The sequence below is a fragment of the Microcoleus sp. ARI1-B5 genome (genome assembly GCF_036705795.1).
GTDB lineage: Bacteria > Cyanobacteriota > Cyanobacteriia > Cyanobacteriales > Microcoleaceae > Microcoleus.
The window spans coordinates 31,168-48,915 of record NZ_JAUBVK010000038.1 but is presented as its reverse complement, the minus strand read 5'-3'; the positions used below and the strand labels follow the sequence as shown (position 1 = coordinate 48,915).

The 17,748-nt window shown below is 44.1% G+C and carries 21 protein-coding genes; 7 read left to right on the top strand and 14 right to left on the bottom strand.

Features of this window, described 5'->3' with window-relative positions; genetic code table 11:
• From QUB63_RS31245 to thiD, 3 genes are all read left to right on the top strand, one after another.
• The coding region (locus QUB63_RS31245) for a hypothetical protein (protein ID WP_332949258.1) at positions 1-193 on the top strand (193 nt) is incomplete at its 5' end.
• A 58-nt stretch (positions 194-251) separates the two neighbouring features.
• A complete protein-coding gene (locus tag QUB63_RS31240; protein ID WP_332949257.1) occupies positions 252-1,172 on the top strand; it encodes a hypothetical protein in 921 nt (306 codons plus the stop codon).
• An 8-nt stretch (positions 1,173-1,180) separates the two neighbouring features.
• Positions 1,181-2,014, top strand: coding sequence for a bifunctional hydroxymethylpyrimidine kinase/phosphomethylpyrimidine kinase (gene thiD / locus QUB63_RS31235; protein WP_332949256.1), 834 nt, complete (start codon positions 1,181-1,183; stop codon positions 2,012-2,014).
• A gap of 522 nt (positions 2,015-2,536) precedes the next feature.
• Here thiD and dndE read toward each other — a convergent pair.
• The 6 genes from dndE to QUB63_RS31205 form a co-directional block, all read right to left on the bottom strand.
• Positions 2,537-2,938 carry a DNA sulfur modification protein DndE gene (dndE, locus tag QUB63_RS31230; protein WP_332949255.1) on the bottom strand — a complete coding sequence of 134 codons (402 nt, stop codon included), beginning with the start codon at positions 2,936-2,938 and terminating at the stop codon, positions 2,537-2,539.
• Between the two features lie 4 nt (positions 2,939-2,942).
• On the bottom strand, positions 2,943-3,584 hold the full coding sequence (locus QUB63_RS31225; RefSeq protein ID WP_332949254.1) for a restriction endonuclease subunit R: 642 nt from the start codon (positions 3,582-3,584) through the stop codon (positions 2,943-2,945).
• Between the two features lie 5 nt (positions 3,585-3,589).
• Positions 3,590-5,584: a DNA sulfur modification protein DndD gene (gene dndD, locus QUB63_RS31220; RefSeq protein WP_332949253.1), complete on the bottom strand. Its 1,995-nt coding sequence runs from the start codon at positions 5,582-5,584 to the stop codon at positions 3,590-3,592.
• Between the two features lie 344 nt (positions 5,585-5,928).
• Positions 5,929-6,492, bottom strand: coding sequence for a GxxExxY protein (locus QUB63_RS31215; protein WP_332949252.1), 564 nt, complete (start codon positions 6,490-6,492; stop codon positions 5,929-5,931).
• A gap of 127 nt (positions 6,493-6,619) precedes the next feature.
• On the bottom strand, positions 6,620-8,326 hold the full coding sequence (gene dndC / locus QUB63_RS31210; protein WP_332949251.1) for a DNA phosphorothioation system sulfurtransferase DndC: 1,707 nt from the start codon (positions 8,324-8,326) through the stop codon (positions 6,620-6,622).
• A 34-nt stretch (positions 8,327-8,360) separates the two neighbouring features.
• Complete coding sequence (locus tag QUB63_RS31205) at positions 8,361-9,329, bottom strand: HNH endonuclease (RefSeq protein ID WP_332949250.1); 969 nt, start codon at positions 9,327-9,329, stop codon at positions 8,361-8,363.
• Positions 9,330-9,566: 237 nt separating this feature from the next.
• Between QUB63_RS31205 and QUB63_RS31200 the strand changes: the two genes are divergently transcribed.
• Positions 9,567-10,178, top strand: a complete 612-nt coding sequence (locus tag QUB63_RS31200) for a hypothetical protein (RefSeq protein WP_332949249.1) — start codon at positions 9,567-9,569, stop codon at positions 10,176-10,178.
• Between the two features lie 55 nt (positions 10,179-10,233).
• Here QUB63_RS31200 and dndB read toward each other — a convergent pair whose 3' ends face one another.
• Entirely contained in the window at positions 10,234-11,343 is a 1,110-nt protein-coding gene (gene dndB, locus QUB63_RS31195) for a DNA sulfur modification protein DndB (RefSeq protein WP_332949248.1), read from the bottom strand.
• A 472-nt stretch (positions 11,344-11,815) separates the two neighbouring features.
• On the opposite strand from dndB, the gene QUB63_RS31190 reads away from it, so the two are divergent.
• From QUB63_RS31190 to QUB63_RS31180, 3 genes are all read left to right on the top strand, one after another.
• Positions 11,816-13,408, top strand: coding sequence for a DGQHR domain-containing protein (locus QUB63_RS31190; protein ID WP_332949247.1), 1,593 nt, complete (start codon positions 11,816-11,818; stop codon positions 13,406-13,408).
• A gap of 98 nt (positions 13,409-13,506) precedes the next feature.
• Entirely contained in the window at positions 13,507-13,758 is a 252-nt protein-coding gene (locus QUB63_RS31185; protein ID WP_293190650.1) for a DUF2281 domain-containing protein, read from the top strand.
• Complete coding sequence (locus QUB63_RS31180; RefSeq protein ID WP_332949246.1) at positions 13,759-14,151, top strand: type II toxin-antitoxin system VapC family toxin; 393 nt, start codon at positions 13,759-13,761, stop codon at positions 14,149-14,151.
• A gap of 95 nt (positions 14,152-14,246) precedes the next feature.
• Here the strand turns inward: QUB63_RS31180 and QUB63_RS31175 are convergent, their stop codons facing one another.
• From QUB63_RS31175 to QUB63_RS31150, 7 genes are all read right to left on the bottom strand, one after another.
• Positions 14,247-14,483, bottom strand: coding sequence for a hypothetical protein (locus QUB63_RS31175; protein ID WP_332949245.1), 237 nt, complete (start codon positions 14,481-14,483; stop codon positions 14,247-14,249).
• A 61-nt stretch (positions 14,484-14,544) separates the two neighbouring features.
• Positions 14,545-14,763 (bottom strand): DUF6887 family protein, encoded by a 219-nt coding sequence (locus tag QUB63_RS31170; RefSeq protein WP_332949244.1) that lies wholly within the window; start codon positions 14,761-14,763, stop codon positions 14,545-14,547.
• The gene (locus QUB63_RS35190; RefSeq protein WP_442921882.1) at positions 14,750-14,938 is read right to left on the bottom strand and encodes a DUF6888 family protein; all 189 of its coding nucleotides are present in this window, start codon (positions 14,936-14,938) and stop codon (positions 14,750-14,752) included. Before QUB63_RS35190 ends, QUB63_RS31170 begins: the two co-directional genes overlap by 14 nt.
• A gap of 77 nt (positions 14,939-15,015) precedes the next feature.
• On the bottom strand, positions 15,016-16,074 hold the full coding sequence (locus QUB63_RS31165; RefSeq protein WP_332949243.1) for an endonuclease/exonuclease/phosphatase family protein: 1,059 nt from the start codon (positions 16,072-16,074) through the stop codon (positions 15,016-15,018).
• 10 nt (positions 16,075-16,084) lie between these two features.
• On the bottom strand, positions 16,085-16,555 hold the full coding sequence (locus QUB63_RS31160) for a DNA phosphorothioation-associated protein 4 (RefSeq protein WP_332949242.1): 471 nt from the start codon (positions 16,553-16,555) through the stop codon (positions 16,085-16,087).
• A gap of 151 nt (positions 16,556-16,706) precedes the next feature.
• Positions 16,707-17,039, bottom strand: a complete 333-nt coding sequence (locus QUB63_RS31155; RefSeq protein ID WP_332949241.1) for a nucleoside triphosphate pyrophosphohydrolase — start codon at positions 17,037-17,039, stop codon at positions 16,707-16,709.
• A 12-nt stretch (positions 17,040-17,051) separates the two neighbouring features.
• On the bottom strand, positions 17,052-17,711 hold the full coding sequence (locus tag QUB63_RS31150; protein WP_332949240.1) for a Uma2 family endonuclease: 660 nt from the start codon (positions 17,709-17,711) through the stop codon (positions 17,052-17,054).
• Positions 17,712-17,748: the final 37 nt, after the last annotated feature.

Sequence of the window (17,748 nt, the reverse complement as noted above, 5' to 3'; positions counted from 1 at the left end):
AACAAAACGCCACGAAGATAACCGCCGAAGGGAATTCGGGCCTACACAAACAAAACGCCACGAAGATAACCGCCGAAGGGAATTCGGGCCTACACAAACAAAACGCCACGAAGATAACCGCCGAATGGAATTCCGATGCTCCACAAACAAAGTCCGCGCAACGCGAGACTGGAAGATTCCGAAGAATAACTAGGGCAGAGAAATGTTATAGTCAGAATAATTGAATCATTAACGATGCAGGCTGGAGCAAGATGGAAATTAACCAGAATCCGCTCGAATTTTTAACTATAAAAGTACAACAAACTGTTACCGATACCCAGAACTTAGCTAACGAAATAGCTGGTAAAGTTCAGGAAAATGCAACTTTAGTAACGGCGTGGGTACAATCAGCGCCAAGTTCAATTGTTAGTGCTGGGGCGATCGCAACTGAAGAAGCTTTCAAAGTCGCGCACAACATCCGTTTTGAGAATCTGCCAAGAAATCTGCAATTTAAATTTGCTAGGGCTGGTGTGCGCGATGGAATGCGAAATGTTCAAGAAGCAGCAAAAGTATTTGAATCCATTCCCGCCCAAATTCGCGCCCAAGGCCCGGAAGCAATTCGCAACTTTTGTCAAGATAAAGATTGGAGTCACATTCAAGCCCGCGTCAATGGAGGTGGCGATGAAGCTGCTAACGGGATTTTTGAAGATTTTTGGGTGAATCGCGCCCGCGGTGGTGCAGATATGACTGTCGAAGAATTAGCAGTCGCTAAACAAGTTTTAGCGGATGCTGCTTTTAAGGCGGCGGTTGCGGAAATCGTTGGGGCCGCAGTTAAAGGGGCGATCGCAGCAGCAGTAATTGAGTTAGTATTTTCCATCTTAGAAAACTCGCTGTTGTGCGTTGAAGGCAAAATTACTCAGTCACAATTAGTGCAACAAGTCGCCGCAGCCACCGCTAAAGCTGGTATTGCTGGCGGTGCGATTACCGCGATTCTGTTAACACTCTGTATGATATTTCCCCCCATTGCTGGGGTTTTAGGTGCCGCAGCGGTGCCCTTGGCGGTTGCAGGTATTGGTTTTATGGGAATTCGCGCCTGGGAAATTTTTTGTCACGGCGATCGGCTATTTGGTATTACGGAACAAGCACAAAAATTTCTGGGAATGACTGAAGCGGTAATAGAAATAAAACCCTAACAATAATTATGCCGGAGATTAAGAAATCAAGGATAGCAGTTGCAATGACGATCGCGGGTTCCGATAGCGGCGGTGGGGCCGGAATTCAGGCGGATTTGCGGACTTTTGCATTTCACTGCGTGCACGGTACGAGTGCTTTGACTTGCGTGACGGCTCAAAATACTTTGGGGGTGACGCGGGTGGATGCTTTGTCTGCGGAGGCTGTGGCGGCTCAAATTGAGGCGGTGGTTGGAGATATTGGGGTGGATGCTGTGAAGACTGGGATGCTGCTGAATCGGGAAATTATGGTGGCGGTGGCTTCACAGGTGGAAAGTTTGGGAATAGGGAACTTGGTAGTCGATCCGGTAATGGTATCGCGATCGGGCGATCGACTGATTGACGACGGGGCGATCGCATTTTTGCGGGATAATTTGATTCCAATGGCGGCCCTGGTAACTCCGAATCGGTTTGAGGCTGAGATTTTGAGCGATTTAGAAATTGTTTCTCTAGATGACATGAAGGCTGTGGCGCAACAGATTTATCGATCGGGCGCGAAAGCTGTTTTAGTCAAAGGTGGCGGAATGTCGGGAGATTTGCGGGGAATAGATGTTTGGTTTGACGGTACGCAGTTAGAGACTTTGAAAGTTGAGACTGTTGATACTGGGAATACTCACGGGACTGGTTGTACTTTGAGTGCTGCGATCGCGGCTAATTTGGCTTTAGGTAAAGATTTGTTTTCGTCGGTAACATTAGCTAAAGATTATGTTACTACTGCCCTCAAATATGCTTTAGATATTGGGGAAGGTCAAGGGCCTGTGGGTCATTTTTTCCCGTTGTTGGCGAAGGAAGTCATTAGTCATTAGTCATTAGTCATTAGTCATTAGTTAGAGGGAAGAGGGAGAAACTTATCAAGTTGGGGGTTGACAGTTGTGGGATTGTCTGTTTTTTGGGGGTCGATCGCCCTTGATTTAGTTGGGTTTGGGGGGGTGGGGCGAGGGGGCGATCGCAACAGCCGAGAAAGTGACAGTTTGCTTTAACTGCAATTTGAAAAATGTTCCTATTGTGAGATTGTTGAATTGAACGATCGCCCGATGGAACTCCTAAATTATTACTTTCAAACTTCCACTTCTTTCCAACCTCTATTCTATCAAATTAAATACGTACTTTCCTATAAAATCCTGCGCCACAACAGCCAACAATTGAGACTCATATCATACCACAGCCTTGTTACTCGCCCCCTGAATGATGGTAGGGTGCGTCGCTACTAAATCGCTGTCAATAGCCGGGATTGTCGGAGGCGACGCACCCTACTTTTACTCAAATACTTGTTTGGGGTTGCTTAACAGTCAACAGTCAACAGTCAACAGTCAACAGTCAACAGCTAGTTAATTTCTCAATTTCTCAGGCTCTAGAGCGATCGCCACCAAATCTTCAACCTTCTTAATATTCGGATCGCCAGCTAAATAGCCAATACCTCGATGCAAATGCAGGCGAAACTGTTTCGCGAGAGTTTCTTTTTCCGTGCCCAAATTATCTTGGTAACACCGCTGCTTGAGCGCAATTATCAGGATGTCCGCCATCTCGCCACCAAATACATCCCAGCTTAGTTCGACATTGCTGTCGCTGGGAATGGGTACTGGGGATGGGATGCTGGGTTCGGCGAGCGATCGGCAAAATCCCCACCGACACAGGACGTTCCACCGATCGATTTTAGTCGATCGTTTCAGTTTAGATAGTTGGTCTTTGGCTGTTTGAGAGAGGCAAATGCGATCGACTGGTGGTTCCATTTTTTTAGCCCTCTGCTGGTAAAATTACTAATTGACTCAGACGTTTCATAATTTTGAGAACGGTGTACAAGTCATTACCCCGTCTGCGAATATCAAAGGGGTCAGACAAAGCATATAGGGGTACTTCTGCCTTCACCAATTTAACAAATATGAAGCTTCCTCCAGCATTAATAAGACCATAGCTGGGTTTATTTGGGTGAGGGTTACATAGCATATAAGCAAGGATTTGTGCAAGTCCTTCTTCAATAGAAAATCCAGCTTTTTTGGATTCGATAACCATCACCCAGAATTGGTCTTTTAATACTAAGGTATCCATCTTTCCTCGGATGATAGTTCCCTCATCTTCGCTGACAATTTCTACAGATGTTTCCGCTTTAACGTAAAATGGGGCTAAGTAAAAATCCCCGATAAAAAGCATCGGATCTAGTACGGCCATGCGAATAACATTTTCTAGCAAAGGCGGGTAATTTAGCAAGTTGATGTAACCTACTTTTACTTTGTCTAGAAGTTGCTTGTCTAAGTCAGTGAGTTCGGGGAGATCATCTTGCCATTCACGAAAAAATTGCTCATCTTCAACTAACTGAATGCCAAATTTATCGATGAGGTCGCGGAGGTTTACGGCTTGCGCTTGCAGGATGTTTATCATAGATTTTACCAAAAATAACCTTCTTCGACAGTAGTCTGACGCTTAGTAGAATCATACTTAAGTAAGTAGCTGTGGGCGATCGCCTCTAATTCTTGCAGCTTATCATATTCTGTTTGGCTAATCTCCGTGTCGGTAGAAAGCAGGATGACTTGGTGGCTGGCTGAGGGAAAATACCGTTCGACTAGGTTGTTTCTGTGGGATGAGTCGAGGCGGCCCAAGGGAGTGTCGATCGCAACTGGTAACTGTCTCCCGGATACTCGGGCTAATCCCCACAAAAAGGCGATCGCCAGCAATTGTTTTTCACCTGCCGAAAGTCGGTGTTTGGGTACCAGTTTGCCTTCTGGATCGTAAATTGAGAGGCTAAATGTGTCAGTGTCGATCGCAACTCTGTGCACCAGGTCGGTTTTGTGCAAGAGGTAGCGAAAACAGTCGGTAATCTCTATTTCGAGTTTGTTGAGTTTTTTGAGGGTGAGTTTTTCTTTGAAGAGTTTGAGGGTATTTTGTGCTTTCGCGATCGAAGCGATGACGTGTTGGCTGTTTCTGATGGTAATGTATTCGCTGCTGTAGCTTTCTAGTTGTTTCTGGGTTTTGGCTAATTCTTTGTCTAATTCTGCGATCTGGCGATCGGCTGATTCCAAGGCTGCGGCTGCAATGGCGACTGCTTTTTGAGCATTCCTGACCTCGGATTCTAGTTTCTCGTAAGCTTCGGGGGAAGCGGCGGCGGCGAGTTCTCTGTCTGTGAAGTCGATTTCTGTTTCGATGTTTGTGATTTCTGCTATTTGTTGGGCGGCTAGAGTTTGCTGGGCTTTGATTTGGTAACTGAGGAGATTTTCTAGTTGCTGGATGTTGTCGTTGTTGGCGTTCATCCAGGGCGGGGTGTCGGTTCCGGCTTGCTGTTCGAGTTCTCGATCTTCTTGGCGGATGAAGTCTTGGATTTTATCTAGCTGTTGGGCATTTAAGGAGATTTCTGCGATGTAGTTGAGGAGGCGATCGCTTCTTTGTTTGATAACATTTTGGGCAATCTTTGCTTGCTGCTGGCCGGCTTCGGTTTCGGCTTGGGTTTTTGCTTCACTTAGCAGGGGCGCAATTAGGGCTAGGGGTAGCGTATTTGATGCCAACTCCATCATGGCTAGACGGGTTTTGTCTGCCCGATCTTTGTAGTCGTTTAGCTGTCTGTCTAGTTGACTGCGATCGGCAGCAATTTTTCCGCCTTGATAAATAAATTTGTCTGATGCTTGTTGCTGGTTTTTTTGAGCTTTTTCTAATTCATTTTTAAGGCTGGCTTGTTTTTCGATCGCCAGTTCTTTCTCAGCAGTAATTTCCTGAAAAGTTTGTTCAATTTTTTCTAAAGCTGCCAAGTCTTTTTTGCCAGCAATTTCTTTGCGCTTGCGGCCGGCTAAAATTTCTAAATCGACGGCGAGGCGTTCTGCTAATTCTAAACCTAGCAGAGATTTAATCGCCCCGACGACAAACTCGGGCGGAGTTTCGAGTTCGGCGAGTTCTTTTACTTGTTCGCCGTCAAACAGAAACAGGTTGGATATTCCGACTGGTAAAAGAGTTTCGATGTATTCGTCCCAGGTGTTAGTAATTGCTTTGTCTGACCACCAATCCTTGACTATTTCGCTGTATATAAGAATGCTGAGGCTATCTTTAATATCAAGTTTTTTCCAGTATCTAACAATTTTAAATTGAGTTAAGTGGTCGTCTTGGACTTGTTCAAAGGTTAGTTCGACGCGGGTATCTTCTAATGCAGGAGTGTGGCGGTTGATGGATTGATTGAGGAAGTCGCTGTAGCTTAAATTGCCTCTGGTGGAACATTGGGCGCGGCCGCCGTAGAGGGCGAGGCGAATGGCGTCTATGAGGGTGGTTTTGCCGCCGCCGTTCATGCCGCCAAATAGGATGACTGGGCAGGGATTTCCGTCTTTTTCGGGGCGGAGATTGATGGTTTGGGTGCCTGCATAGGGGCCGAAGTTTTTGAGGACGAGTTCGAGGAATTGCATTGTAGATGTTGTTGGTTGGTGGTTGGTGGGGGAGGCGGTTAGCAGCGGATGCAAGTAACGGATTTAAGGGATGAATTGCTGGTTGGTGGGGGGGCGGTTAGCAGCGGATGCAAGTAGCGGATTTAACGGATGGGTTGCTGGTGGGGGGGGCGGTTAGCAGCGGATGCAAGTAACGGATTTAAGGGATGGGTTGCTGGTTGGTGGGAAAATATTAGGAAGGAATTAGATTTGATAATTAATCAGTGACTAATCATCCGTTACATCCGTTACCGAATCCGTTGCTAATCATCCGTTACATCCGTTACATCCGTTACCGAATCCGTTGCTAACCGCTTCCCCCCTTGCTACCAATCAATTACATCGGTTGAATCTTCCTCCTGGTTTTGGGGCCCAATGCTGGGAGGTAAGGGGAGTTCGGCATCTGTTTCTTCATACGATCCTGAACTTCCCCTCATCCAACCTCTGCCACTTGTTCTGGGCCGCCACAAGTATGGTTGAATGTGTTTTTGCCAACCTTGTACGGATTTTGGTGGGAGAATGCGGCGATATTCTAATTTGCTGCGACCAAAGTTTATAAATAAACCTACTTTCGCTCCTGTAGCTGCTAAGTAAGCTATGATTTGAGCTTGGTCTTTGTCGGTCATTGGATAATTTACGGCTTTATCCTCTACTACAATACATTCATTGACCCAATGGTCTAGATAGAGGATTCCCATCCAAACTTGACCGTCGTAAATTTGTCTGGGATATTCCATTTCTGTTGTAATACCGGATTTCAGCATTTCTGCATCAAAGGCTCTTTGGTAGTGTTTTTCTCTTAAACCTTTTTGCGTCCTCCGGTGTACTCTCATTGCACAGCCGATGATGCTGTATGTCATATCCTGATGGGGAATATTAGGATCTATCATGGTCGTAAAAATTGGGTAATTTAAACGATGAGGGTTTGGTAATGCTGCGGTTAGTTGACAACCATTATATGCGATCGCACAAAGTGGCTGTCAACAAGTTTGGGGTTTAACCGCAGGCGGTTGCGTGCTAATCTTTGCTATTTTTCTCTCCTACATCTGGAGTAGAATATTTAATATCCGCCCAAGATAGCTGCTTCCCTTGATTGCTGTTGCTTTCAAGTTCTTGTTTGAGTTTGGCAATATCGACGGTCTCGTTTTTGGCGGAAGTGTTGGTTTGGGCGATCGCACTTTTGACTTGTTGAATTTTCTCAGTCGGATTTGCTTTCACAGCTTCCACCGCTGTTTTTAAGTTGCGTTGGTAGTGGGCGTTACCAATGGCTTCCTCCTTCGATCGCGAACTGGTTTCAAAGCATTTGTCCAAATCGGCGTAAATGCCTGTACGGCGGGGTTTTGTGTAATATTGGCGTTCTGTATCGAGGAGTTTTGCCATCAATTCCAGGTGCATTTCGTCCTCGCTGCAAATTTCTGCGATCGCAGTCCATTCGTCGCTACCGAGGAGTTTTCTTTCGGCGGCTGGGCGGGAATCTGCAAAAGGTTCGCCCGTGACTTCTTCGTAAATCCGGGGCAAACTGTCGTCGAATTCGTGTTTTTCTTCCAGCCAAATTCGGCGAATTTCGCTGAGTTCTTCCGGGGTAATTAAGGTGATGTCGCGCATTTCTAGGGGTGCGGTTTTGCGGATTTTAGTTTGTGCTTCTAAGACTCGTCTCAGCCAGTGTTCCCGCCAGAATTTGGTGTACGGGCCGGGGATGGGTTCGACGGAGGTTTTGTCGTCGCCCATGTTGCGTTCAAACAGTTCTACTCTACCGTAGATGCGGCGGAAGTCTCTTTTCGGGCGATCGTCTTTAATGTCTAATTCGTTGCGAATATCCAGGAGAGGCTGCATCCATTCTTTTTCCTCATCATTTAAAATCATTGCCTGCATAGATTTATCTTGGTTTACCATTGTGCAAACCCAGCAACCAAAGCGAGAACTGCCACAACTCGGCGTAGAAGTATCGACAACTAAAGGACATTCATTGTCTGCTGTTGCACCTCGATACATAGTAAACAAATCTTTGTTGCTATTTTTCCAAGGATTTGACCACTGATTCAAATAAATCCAAACTTCATCTGTTCGCCAATCTTCAATCGGACTATAAATTAGAGAATTAGGCAGACTAGGACTCTGATAAAGTAGAGATTTAATGGAATTAGAATTATCATTTAAATGATCGCTCATGCGACCGATTTCATGTTTCTCCATTGAAATAGCGCGTTTAATACTTTCAGCTTTGCGAGTACCCAATATCAAAATCACTTCCCCATTAATTCTCACCACATCACGAACAAACCGATTAGAAGGAAGGATTTTTAGGCGTTCAGTACACCAGCGAAACCCATTTCTCGGTGCTGGGTAGCCTTTGCCCATCAAGTTTACCCAGAAAGTATCTTTAATATCTGGATAAAGCAGATGAGGTTCTATTGGGAGCTGTTGTTCTATGGCAGCAGACTTCATCTGTTTCAATGAGTGACGCACCCAAGTAGAAACTATCGGGTTTTCTACCAGTGTATCAGTTGTAATTACATAGATTGTTTTCGTTCTTTTTTCAGGTGGCAATTCTGCGATTGCATACCAGATAAGCTGCACTACGGTAGTGCTATCTTTGCCACCTGAATATCCTACAACCCAAGGTATATCATCTAAGCAATATAAGTCCTTGATTTCTTTACTTAATTTTTCTATTTCTTCCACTAAGTCTGGAACATTACGAGGTGAAACGAGTGGTGCTTGCATTACTTTTGTCGTGTTTGTAAATTTAGTGAGGTCATTATGCTCTAAATACATTCAGCCGATGCCACTGTAGCGATTCAAGTCTTGGTAGATATTGGTCTAAAGTTGGCAACAGAATATTTTCACTATGAAAGTCTTTCATAGTCCTGGCATTTGGCGATTCCTCTTCTAAGTCATTAGCGACGATAATTCTATAATTGTCATCTATAGCAAACCAACCCTGGTCAAAAGCCCAATGATGATTTTTACACAATGATATCCCATTATTAATTTGATTGTCATAAAACTTTGAAAATGGCTTAATGTGTGAGCCATCTACAATATTTTGAGTGAGATTTCTGATTACTTTTAATCGACACAATGCACATTTGTAATCATATATATGTACTACGGCTTTCCTGAAAACAGCATTTCTAACAGCCGATTTAGTTAAATAGAACCTCGGTTCAGAGTCAATATTCCCTGCTGTGTCTGATATTTCTGTTTGTGTCTGAACAAAATTTTCAAAGTCTTGATTGACTTGCAAAATATCTCCGAGATCATCCTTATTTGATGAAAACCATACAGCTACCAGTGTATCTATTAATTCCGAGCGAGAATTTTGATCTTGGAGTAAATGGAATAATTCACGATCCCAACTCGCGTATTCTACAGCTTCTCTTAGCTTGTTGGTTGTTTTAGGTTTTGAACCATTAAATCCAGACTTAAGTGTGTTATGCCAGAATCCATCGCTTTCCAAATGCCAAAATGGATAGTGCAAACCACGCTGGTGAGAGTCAGAACCTAAGACATCCCAATACTTGTTAAATGTTTTAACCAAATCATCTGAAACATAAATTTTATTATCTTTAATTATTCCTTGAGCAATTAGGTCGATGACTGACAAGAGTAATATTGGCTTATGATGAGCGTTGCCACGTTGGCGTGTACGACTGACATTAAGTTCCGCAAAACATTTGCGATAATAAGCTAAATTCTTATTTTCAGACTCTTCTCCCCTACTCATTTTGTCCTCCCGTTCTAATTAAATACAATCTAACCTCAAATTTTACACTATTTGGAACAGAGAGTTAAGCGCCCAATGGCACAACCATAACGCCGAAATCAGAAATTTAAGCATTGTCAGCAGACTAAAATGTAATTTCCCGATCTAAACAGGAGATAATGATATCACTATCCGCGTTCATCCGCGTGCATCTGCGGTTCAAAAAATCATCTTTCCCACCCCCCAAAAAAATCTAATATGTCCTACAGCGACTTCAAAACGATCGACCAAGCCGTCTCAACCCTGGATCTAACCGTTGAAGACATTCCCCACTTATTCAGCCAAATTACCCCGATCGCACCTTCGGAACGCCTCAAGCAAACCCTAGACGAAACCTTAGACTTAGCCTCAAGTATCAGCACCGAAAAAGCTCGGTCGGAATTAATCATCACTCCCATTCTACTCGAAATACGGCGCACCTTCAACAATCAAATCGGCTACTTTTCAGGCAACACATTTAATGTCGAAGAAACCAAAGGATTAACCGGCGCTTGTGACTTTCTCCTCAGTGCGTCGAGCAATCAATCATTGGTGACTGCCCCAGTCTTGACATTAGTCGAAGCAAAAGACAACGATATTAGAATAGGATTGGGACAGTGTGCGGCTCAGATGGCTGCGGCTCAGATATTTAATGCTCGCAAAGGGCAAGAACAATCTGCGATTTACGGAGCAGTTTCAACGGGTACAAACTGGAAATTCCTAATTTTAGAAGATCAGTTGTTGAAAATTGATTTGACTGAATATTTTATTACTCAGCTCGACCAAATTCTGGGGATTCTGGCAGAACCATTTCGGCGCTATTTTAATTAGCTATGCGGGTAGTATTTTGACGCTGCAACTACAAACCAGATTGATAAATCCGCGTTCATCCGCGTTCATCTGCGGTTGTTAAACCCAGCCGCTTTTTCAAATAATCAGTCATCCAACTAACACTCGCCCTCGACTTAGAAATCCCCCCTTTCAACAAAATACCTCCCTCCCAATCAGGATTAGAAATCGACCAATCAACCTGCTGCAAAAGGCTCAAATGTTCCTCCCAACGATCGGGAAAAACCGATCGCAAAACAGCCCCAACTTCCCCCAAACTCTCCAGTACCACACTGTGACAGTGCACGCAATCCCGGCGCATTTCCCCCGCCGCAACTTGCTTGTGCAGAACTAATTGCCAATCAGGAATAAAACTGCTGACCGCATTCCAATAACTAACCGCCTGTTGTATTTGCTGAGCAAGTTCTGCCTCTTTTTCCTGTTTTGTGGCGCGGTAACGAGGGGGTTTCGCGTGTTTGCTGCTGTGGATGTTGGACAGGAAACCTATGATAGCACGATCGATCGCACTTAGCGCAAACAATTTGGGCGATCGCCCGTTCAAACTCCCCCTCTCCATCTCAGTCAAACAGCGGAACACCTCAACCTGCTTAACAACCGCCTTCAGCACAAAAGCCGAATCGCCCCGGTGATTGTAAAGTAGACTTAGCGACGACTCCAAAGGAACTTGAAAATTGTTCAAATCGGCAAACTTTTGCTGCGAATTTTCCAACCCAATATCCAGAAACAAAATCAGCGCCACAGTCTCGTATCCCAACTGCGGATTTTCCTGCAAAGCTATTTCAAAAGCCGCGCGCCGGTGCTGTCCGTCATTAATAGTAAATTTAGCATCCATCGGCACTCGCAAGCAACCGATTTTGCGTTCCTGGGCATCATTTCCCACAGATTCAAAAGTAATATCCGCATCAATAGAAGCGGCGATCGCCCCACAAGTGTAATTCCCCGAATTCTTGACAAAATAATCAGCAATTTCGGGAATCCTAGCATGGTTAAGCGCGCGTTTTGCCCGCAGAGACGGCGGCAATTCTTCAGAGTCTAAGGGGAACAATTTCGGCAAAAAACGCACCGGACACATCGATACGTAATATTCGCGGCCCGCTTGAATTCCCCGGATGACCGGCAAAATGTATTCAAAGGAAGGAGTAGACATATTTTTTTGTGAAGCCGCAGATAAATATGAAGCAAGGGCGATCGGCAATTAACTCACTTACCCGAAAGTCCGCCGTTCGTTTAAACCCATCGCTTACCCGAAAGTCCGCCGTTCGTTTAAACCCCCGTCTCATAGCATAAGTCGGTTTTAACCGACTGAAAATCTCGACATTTATCCATATTCAGTCGTCTTTAGACGACTTTCGCTATGAGACAGGGGTTTCAACCCCTGTCGGGCCCGGATGGTGGCGGGTTTTCAACCCCTGGCGGGCCCCGACGGTGGCGCATGATACCCCGACACACCTGCATCAAGACCGATCGCCAATCATCTATTGACAAATAACACATTTTATGATAATTGCATCGGGTAGCTATTTTTAGTATTTCACATACTTTTTAAAAAAACAAGAGTTGACATAAATTTTAACTCATGATATTTTTGAAAAAATAGGTAAATTATATAAAAACTGCGAATGACTACCAACTCAGCGGCTGACCTCGCTATTCAGTTTTTGGAAAAAGAAAATCGTGAAAGACAGGAAATCGCACTTTTATTAGATAATTATTTAGGAAAGGACGATCGCATTTTCGTACAAAAAACCCAGATGGGAAACAGCGAAGCATACATCGGTTCAGTCACCCTAGAATGGTTAGACTCCCGCGTCCGTTTCGCCTCGCAAATGCCGCTTTTCCGGCAAAAGTTCGACCTCCAAACCAACAACATCGTCCGCGACGACGAAACCATTGACGAAATTATTCAGCGCCCCTTAGATTGGTCGCGCCAAACCGCCCTCACTCAATATTTGGCCGCCCGAAAATCCCACAAATTCCCCGCAGTTTTAGTAGTCGTCAGTCCCCCGTGGGTAGACAATCCTCACGCTGAGGAATGGGATAAAAACGGCGTCGCGACTAAATCAGCCGCTGAATTCATATCTTTTGATAAAAACGAGAACTTAGGGCTGTTGGATGTATCTCAAAAAGTCTCGATTTTTGCCTTAGACGGTCAGCACCGGCTGATGGGAGTTCAAGGTTTAATGAGTTTAATTAAAACCGGAATCCTGCAAAGATATAACAAAAATAAAAAACCTGTCGGCGATGCAATTACCCTCGAAGATTTAGCCCAAGAGTATCAAATTGACCCCGAAACAGTGTATAAATTAGCTCACGAAAAAATCGGGATTGAGTTTATCCCGGCGGCGGTGGCTGGGGAAACTCGGCAGCAAGCACAGCGGCGCGTGCGATCGATCTTTGTGCACGTTAACTTAATGGCGGTAACGCTGAGTCAGGGACAGCTAGCATTATTGAACGAAGATAACGGATTTGCGATTTGCGCCCGCAAAATTGCCGTCACCCATCCCTTATTAAAAGAACAAGAAGATAGAAATCCCCGCGTTAATTGGGACAGCGCCACAGTCGCAGCCAAATCAACAGTGTTAACCACATTGCAAGCGCTGCAAGATATGGCCCAACGGTATTTAGAATACAAATTCCCCCATTGGAAGCCGGAAAGAAAAGGTTTAATTCCCATGCGTCCCGAAGATCAGGAACTGAAAGAGGGAATAGAAGAGTTTAAGAAATTGTTCGATCATTTAGCAACTTTGCCCAGCTATCAAAGAATTGAAAGCGGCGAAGAAACAGCAGAATTGCGCCGATTTAGTTTTGAAAAGCCGGGGGGCGAGGGAAATATTTTGTTCCGTCCAGTCGGTCAAATTGCTTTAGCTAATGCTTTGGGAATTCTAGTATTTAGAAAGAAACTTTCGCTGAAATCTGTTTTCGACAAACTTCGCAAGTACGATGTGGATGAAGGTTTCAGCCACATGGACAATCCTGAGTCTGCGTGGTACGGGATTTTGTACGATCCGAACAAAAAGCGAATGCTAGTTTCTGGAAGGGAGTTAGCGGCAAAGTTAATTGTATATTTGGTGGCGGGCATTGAGGACGATATGGATCGGGCTCATTTGCGGCAAGCGGTGGCCCAAGCGAGGACTTTTGAGGATAAAGCTGTTAGTTTTAATGCCAGGTTTGTGCATCCGAAAGAGGTGGGATTGCCGCCTGTCCTTACCTAATTTTTATTGGCCAAAAAGTCCACAGCGGGGAATACTGATAAAGCAGGAAGCAAATAGATTTTGTATAATTGAATCTGCACCTTACCTAGAACCAGGTTATGACCATCGCTGAACAGATTTATGCGATCGCCAAAATCCTTCCCAAAGACCAAGCTAGTGAAATCCTCACTTTCGCTGAATTCGTCTGTGCTAAGCATTTGAGCGCGAATCAACAAACAGACACCGTAGACTCTCCGATTCCTTGGGCTGAATTTGTTTTTTCCCTGGCTGGAACTTGGGGAAAAGATTTTCCATCTATCGAGGATATTCGTGCTGAATCTGGACAAGACATTTTGCGGGAGAGTTTGTAAATGTACGTTTTGGATACAAACACCTTGATCTACTATTTCAAAGGTCAGGGACAAGTTGCTCAAAACATTGCTAATGTTTCTCCCCAGGAAATAGTCGTTTCTGCGATCGTTATTTTTGAGTTGCAAGTCGGCATTGCTAAATCCAATTCGCCAGCCAAACGCACTCAACAACTTCAGCAACTTTTGAGCCGAGTTAGCGTTATTGCTTTCGATAGCGATGCTGCTCTTGCGGCTGCTATAATTCGCGCCCAGTTGGATCAACAAGGTACTCCCATCGGCCCCATCGATGTTTTGATTGCAGGGACAGCCGTAGCCCTTCAAGGCACTCTCGTTACCCACAATGTCAAGGAATTTTCTAGAATTTCGGGACTCGCGATTGCAGACTGGTATTGATTAGCTTCAAAAGTAAAATCTTGTTAAATTGATACTTTTAAAAGTAGGTGGTAGTTCCTCAATTGAGCTGACAATAGAACCTGAATAATGATAGTTCAGACATCAATACCATCCCAAAGTTCTGCGATCGGATGAACTTTGCCCTCTTCTACTTCCTGAAGCGCAATCAGGAGGCTGTTGAGGATATCTTCTTTAGATGGCTCGTCTTTGTCTTCTTCAAATAGTTGACCTAGGGATTGCAAAATCAGGGTTTCGATCGGCAGGTTGAGTTGGCTAGCCTTCTCCAGAAGCTGCTGTTCTAAATATTCAGGAATGGTGAGGGTAATTTGCATGGGGTGTACCTCTTGTTCTCACAAACTTTCAAGCGCCGACAGTATTTTAATTGTTAGATGGCTAACTGCTGCTACTATTTTTTGCCGCCTCTAACTTTTGGCGAATTGCGGCTTGAACTTTCTCATCAAAATCAGGATCGCCGGGACTTGCAATAATCCTCAGCGGATGCTGATTGATTCTGTCTAAGTACGCCTGAAAAGCGGCTCGATCGCCTCGATGTTTGAGAAAATACTTTTTCAATTCAGTATTCGACATTTCGTTATAGTTAACTTGGCTCATCAGCAAACTCCCCATTGGGTAAAATTTGGAACTCAAGCTCTTCATCATACCCAGCCAATATGTATACGTTACGAGTTCGCTCGTCAACACAAACAAGATGTATGGGCTGAAGCATTGTGTAAGTCAGTTGATAACAGATGCGATATAAACTCTCTAGCTGGGCAGCAGTAGGCATTGGGGTTAATCATTCCACCTCATAGTTATTTTAACATATAACTCTAGGAAAGAATTCACTAATACATTAAATTAAACTTAACTATTACGTGGTTTCAACAAAACTAATTCTGCTCCCACAGGCAAATGATCGGACTCCGTTGCTTCCAAAACCGAACTCGATTTAGCACCCCAATGCTGGGAATACCAAATATAATCAATCCGACAAACGGGATAATTTAGTCTCAAATTAGAGCTTTTTACCAAAAACTTAAGTTCCCAACCGTGAGGCCAGGTAAAACCAAACCCAAACCCCGATTTTCGGAAAGAATCTTGCATGACTTTTTGCACGTTATAGTAGTCTTGAGTTTCGTCTGTCATATTGAAGTCGCCCGCGACAATTACTGGCAGAGTTTCTTTCTCGACTCGCTGCACTAAATCTTGAATCTCAGGCGATCGTTTGCCATATTTGTAAACGGGAATTTTTAGAAAACGCCATTTTTTATATATTTTAAACCACGGCCCGGTAGCTTGCATATTATAAATGACTATTTCTTGGTGGTTAAATTTAATAATTGCCCGCTGCTGCGTTTCTGGATGGCCTGCTAAGTGCAGTATTTCGCTGGATACAATGGGATATTTACTGAGAATTCCTACCGGGGGAGTGCCAATTTGATAGGGATACTCTGTTTTTAACCAAGTGAAAGCTCTTTGAGTATGTTTCTGAACGATTTCTTGTAAAAATATAAGATCTGGTTTTTCCCGTTCAATTAGTTTAACTAAAGTTGGTGACTGTGTTGTATACCAGCCGACGTTATGGGATAAAATTTTGAGTCGGGGCTGCGAATCTGTGCTGTTGATTGGTGCTGGAGAAAAGTATTTAATGTGCAGCCAACTTATTAGGAAAATGCAGGCGATCGCCGAAATAATCGAGAACCATCTTTTTTTGATGATTGAGACTCCGATGATGGGAAGCAGGAAAGTTGGGAAGAGAATTAAGGGCAGAAAAGTGCTAATCAAGGCAACACTCGACAGCCGATCCCAAAAGATTAATCTCAGCAGGAAATAGCAGATAATAAATGCTGAGTAGCTGTAAGCGAGAAATTTTATAGATTGCGTTAAAGCTCTATTGATTATATCTGTTGGTATGTGCTTCATTGAGAACCTATTAAAATAAGAACTTGCTTAAATCAAACTCTTCATTTGACCGATGTTGATTGTCTCTTTCCGAAATTAAGAACAACAAAAGGCGATCGGTATAATCGGCCGCACCCCGAAACTCTTCTCGCAATACCTCCAGCCCGCCGTTAGCATATTCTTCAAAAATATGCAAGCGTTCGGCTTCCAATTGTTCGTCGAGATGGGAGAGAATTTGAGGATTTTTGGTTTCGGCGATCGCAATTAACTTAATCGCCATATCGTAACCCCTCGATACAAAAATATCAACGTCGATCGCACCGGGTTCGCGTTTAGAAATTTCCCCCAAGGGCGCTCGCTTTTTCCGGTGATTTCCCAAGGCTGCGGCGAAGGCGATGACATCGGCGTAAGTCTGAAAAGGCCCGGAGTTGTTATCCGATAAAGTTAAGGATTTGACTAAATCGGCTTTGTCTTTAGCAATTCTAATTCTGTTAGCAGCCATTGGGATGAATATGTAATTTTTAACAATTATACATCTGGTAATAACTTAATAATCTCAGAAACCCGGTTTCTTCCTATATTGTGGATTCCTCAACTCAAAACTCATAGAAACCGGGTTTCTGGCCCCATGCGTCAGCCCGAAACATATCAACTCAGAAACCCGGTTTCTTTGTCCGCAATAACATGATTTTTTTGGTAAAACCTCCTCTGGCTTCCTGGCGCTTGGTTTTTTCGGCCAAAAGTCGATCGCCCGAAATGCCAAAACTAGCCATCAGCGCATCCATCACCTCGTGTAAATCCGCCAATTCCGCCACCAAATCATCCCGATCCGCCGCCGCCGCTTCCGCTGCTTCCTCAATCAATTTCTGCCGCAAAGCTTGACGGTATTCTGCATCGGACAAAATGACAAACTCGCATTCATTCCCGCTTTGGCGAATAATTTCAGGAATGCGATCGCGCACCAACTTATGATACTCTTTTTCCATGTCAAACTTCCTTCAACCTTGACTAAAAGTTTGAATCAACCAGCGATTAATTTCCCCATCATCTTGAGTTTGACTTCGATTCAAAGCTTCCTCAACTAACGCAATTTCCAGCCCAGGCAAAACCCGCGACTGTTGAATTCTGCCACTACCTCCTCCATTAATTGCAAACGCAAAAACCTCCCGCGTGTTTGCACGTTCAACCCAATATTCGCTAATTCCTGCGTCTTCATAAAGCAACCGCTTGTTACCCAAATCATCGCTAAAAGAAGACGCACCAATTTCTATTACCAAATTAGGCGGATCGTATTCATCCAAATCAATAGGTGAATTATTGTCAGCCGGAGGAACTCTCAAATTGGAACCGATGTAGTAAGCTATATCTGGTTGAAACTCGCCAATACCTGTTTTGCGGAAACTCGCGTTAATGAACTCAATTAGTCGGATATTTCTAAAAACCGTATAAAAATTGACAACTCTCGCAACAATCGAATTATGACGCGCGTGCAATGGCCCTATTGGTGACATTTCTACCCTCATGTGTTTTTGATAATAATAAAACTTGCCTTTTTCCCAAGCTGAATCGTCAGCGAAGGTTAGAAACTCTTCCCACGTCGCCTTCACCCAAACATCCGTTTCCAAAACCTGCGTAATTGCCGAACTAGAAGCCATCATCCACCTCTACTATTTCTGTATATTCAAATTTCACATC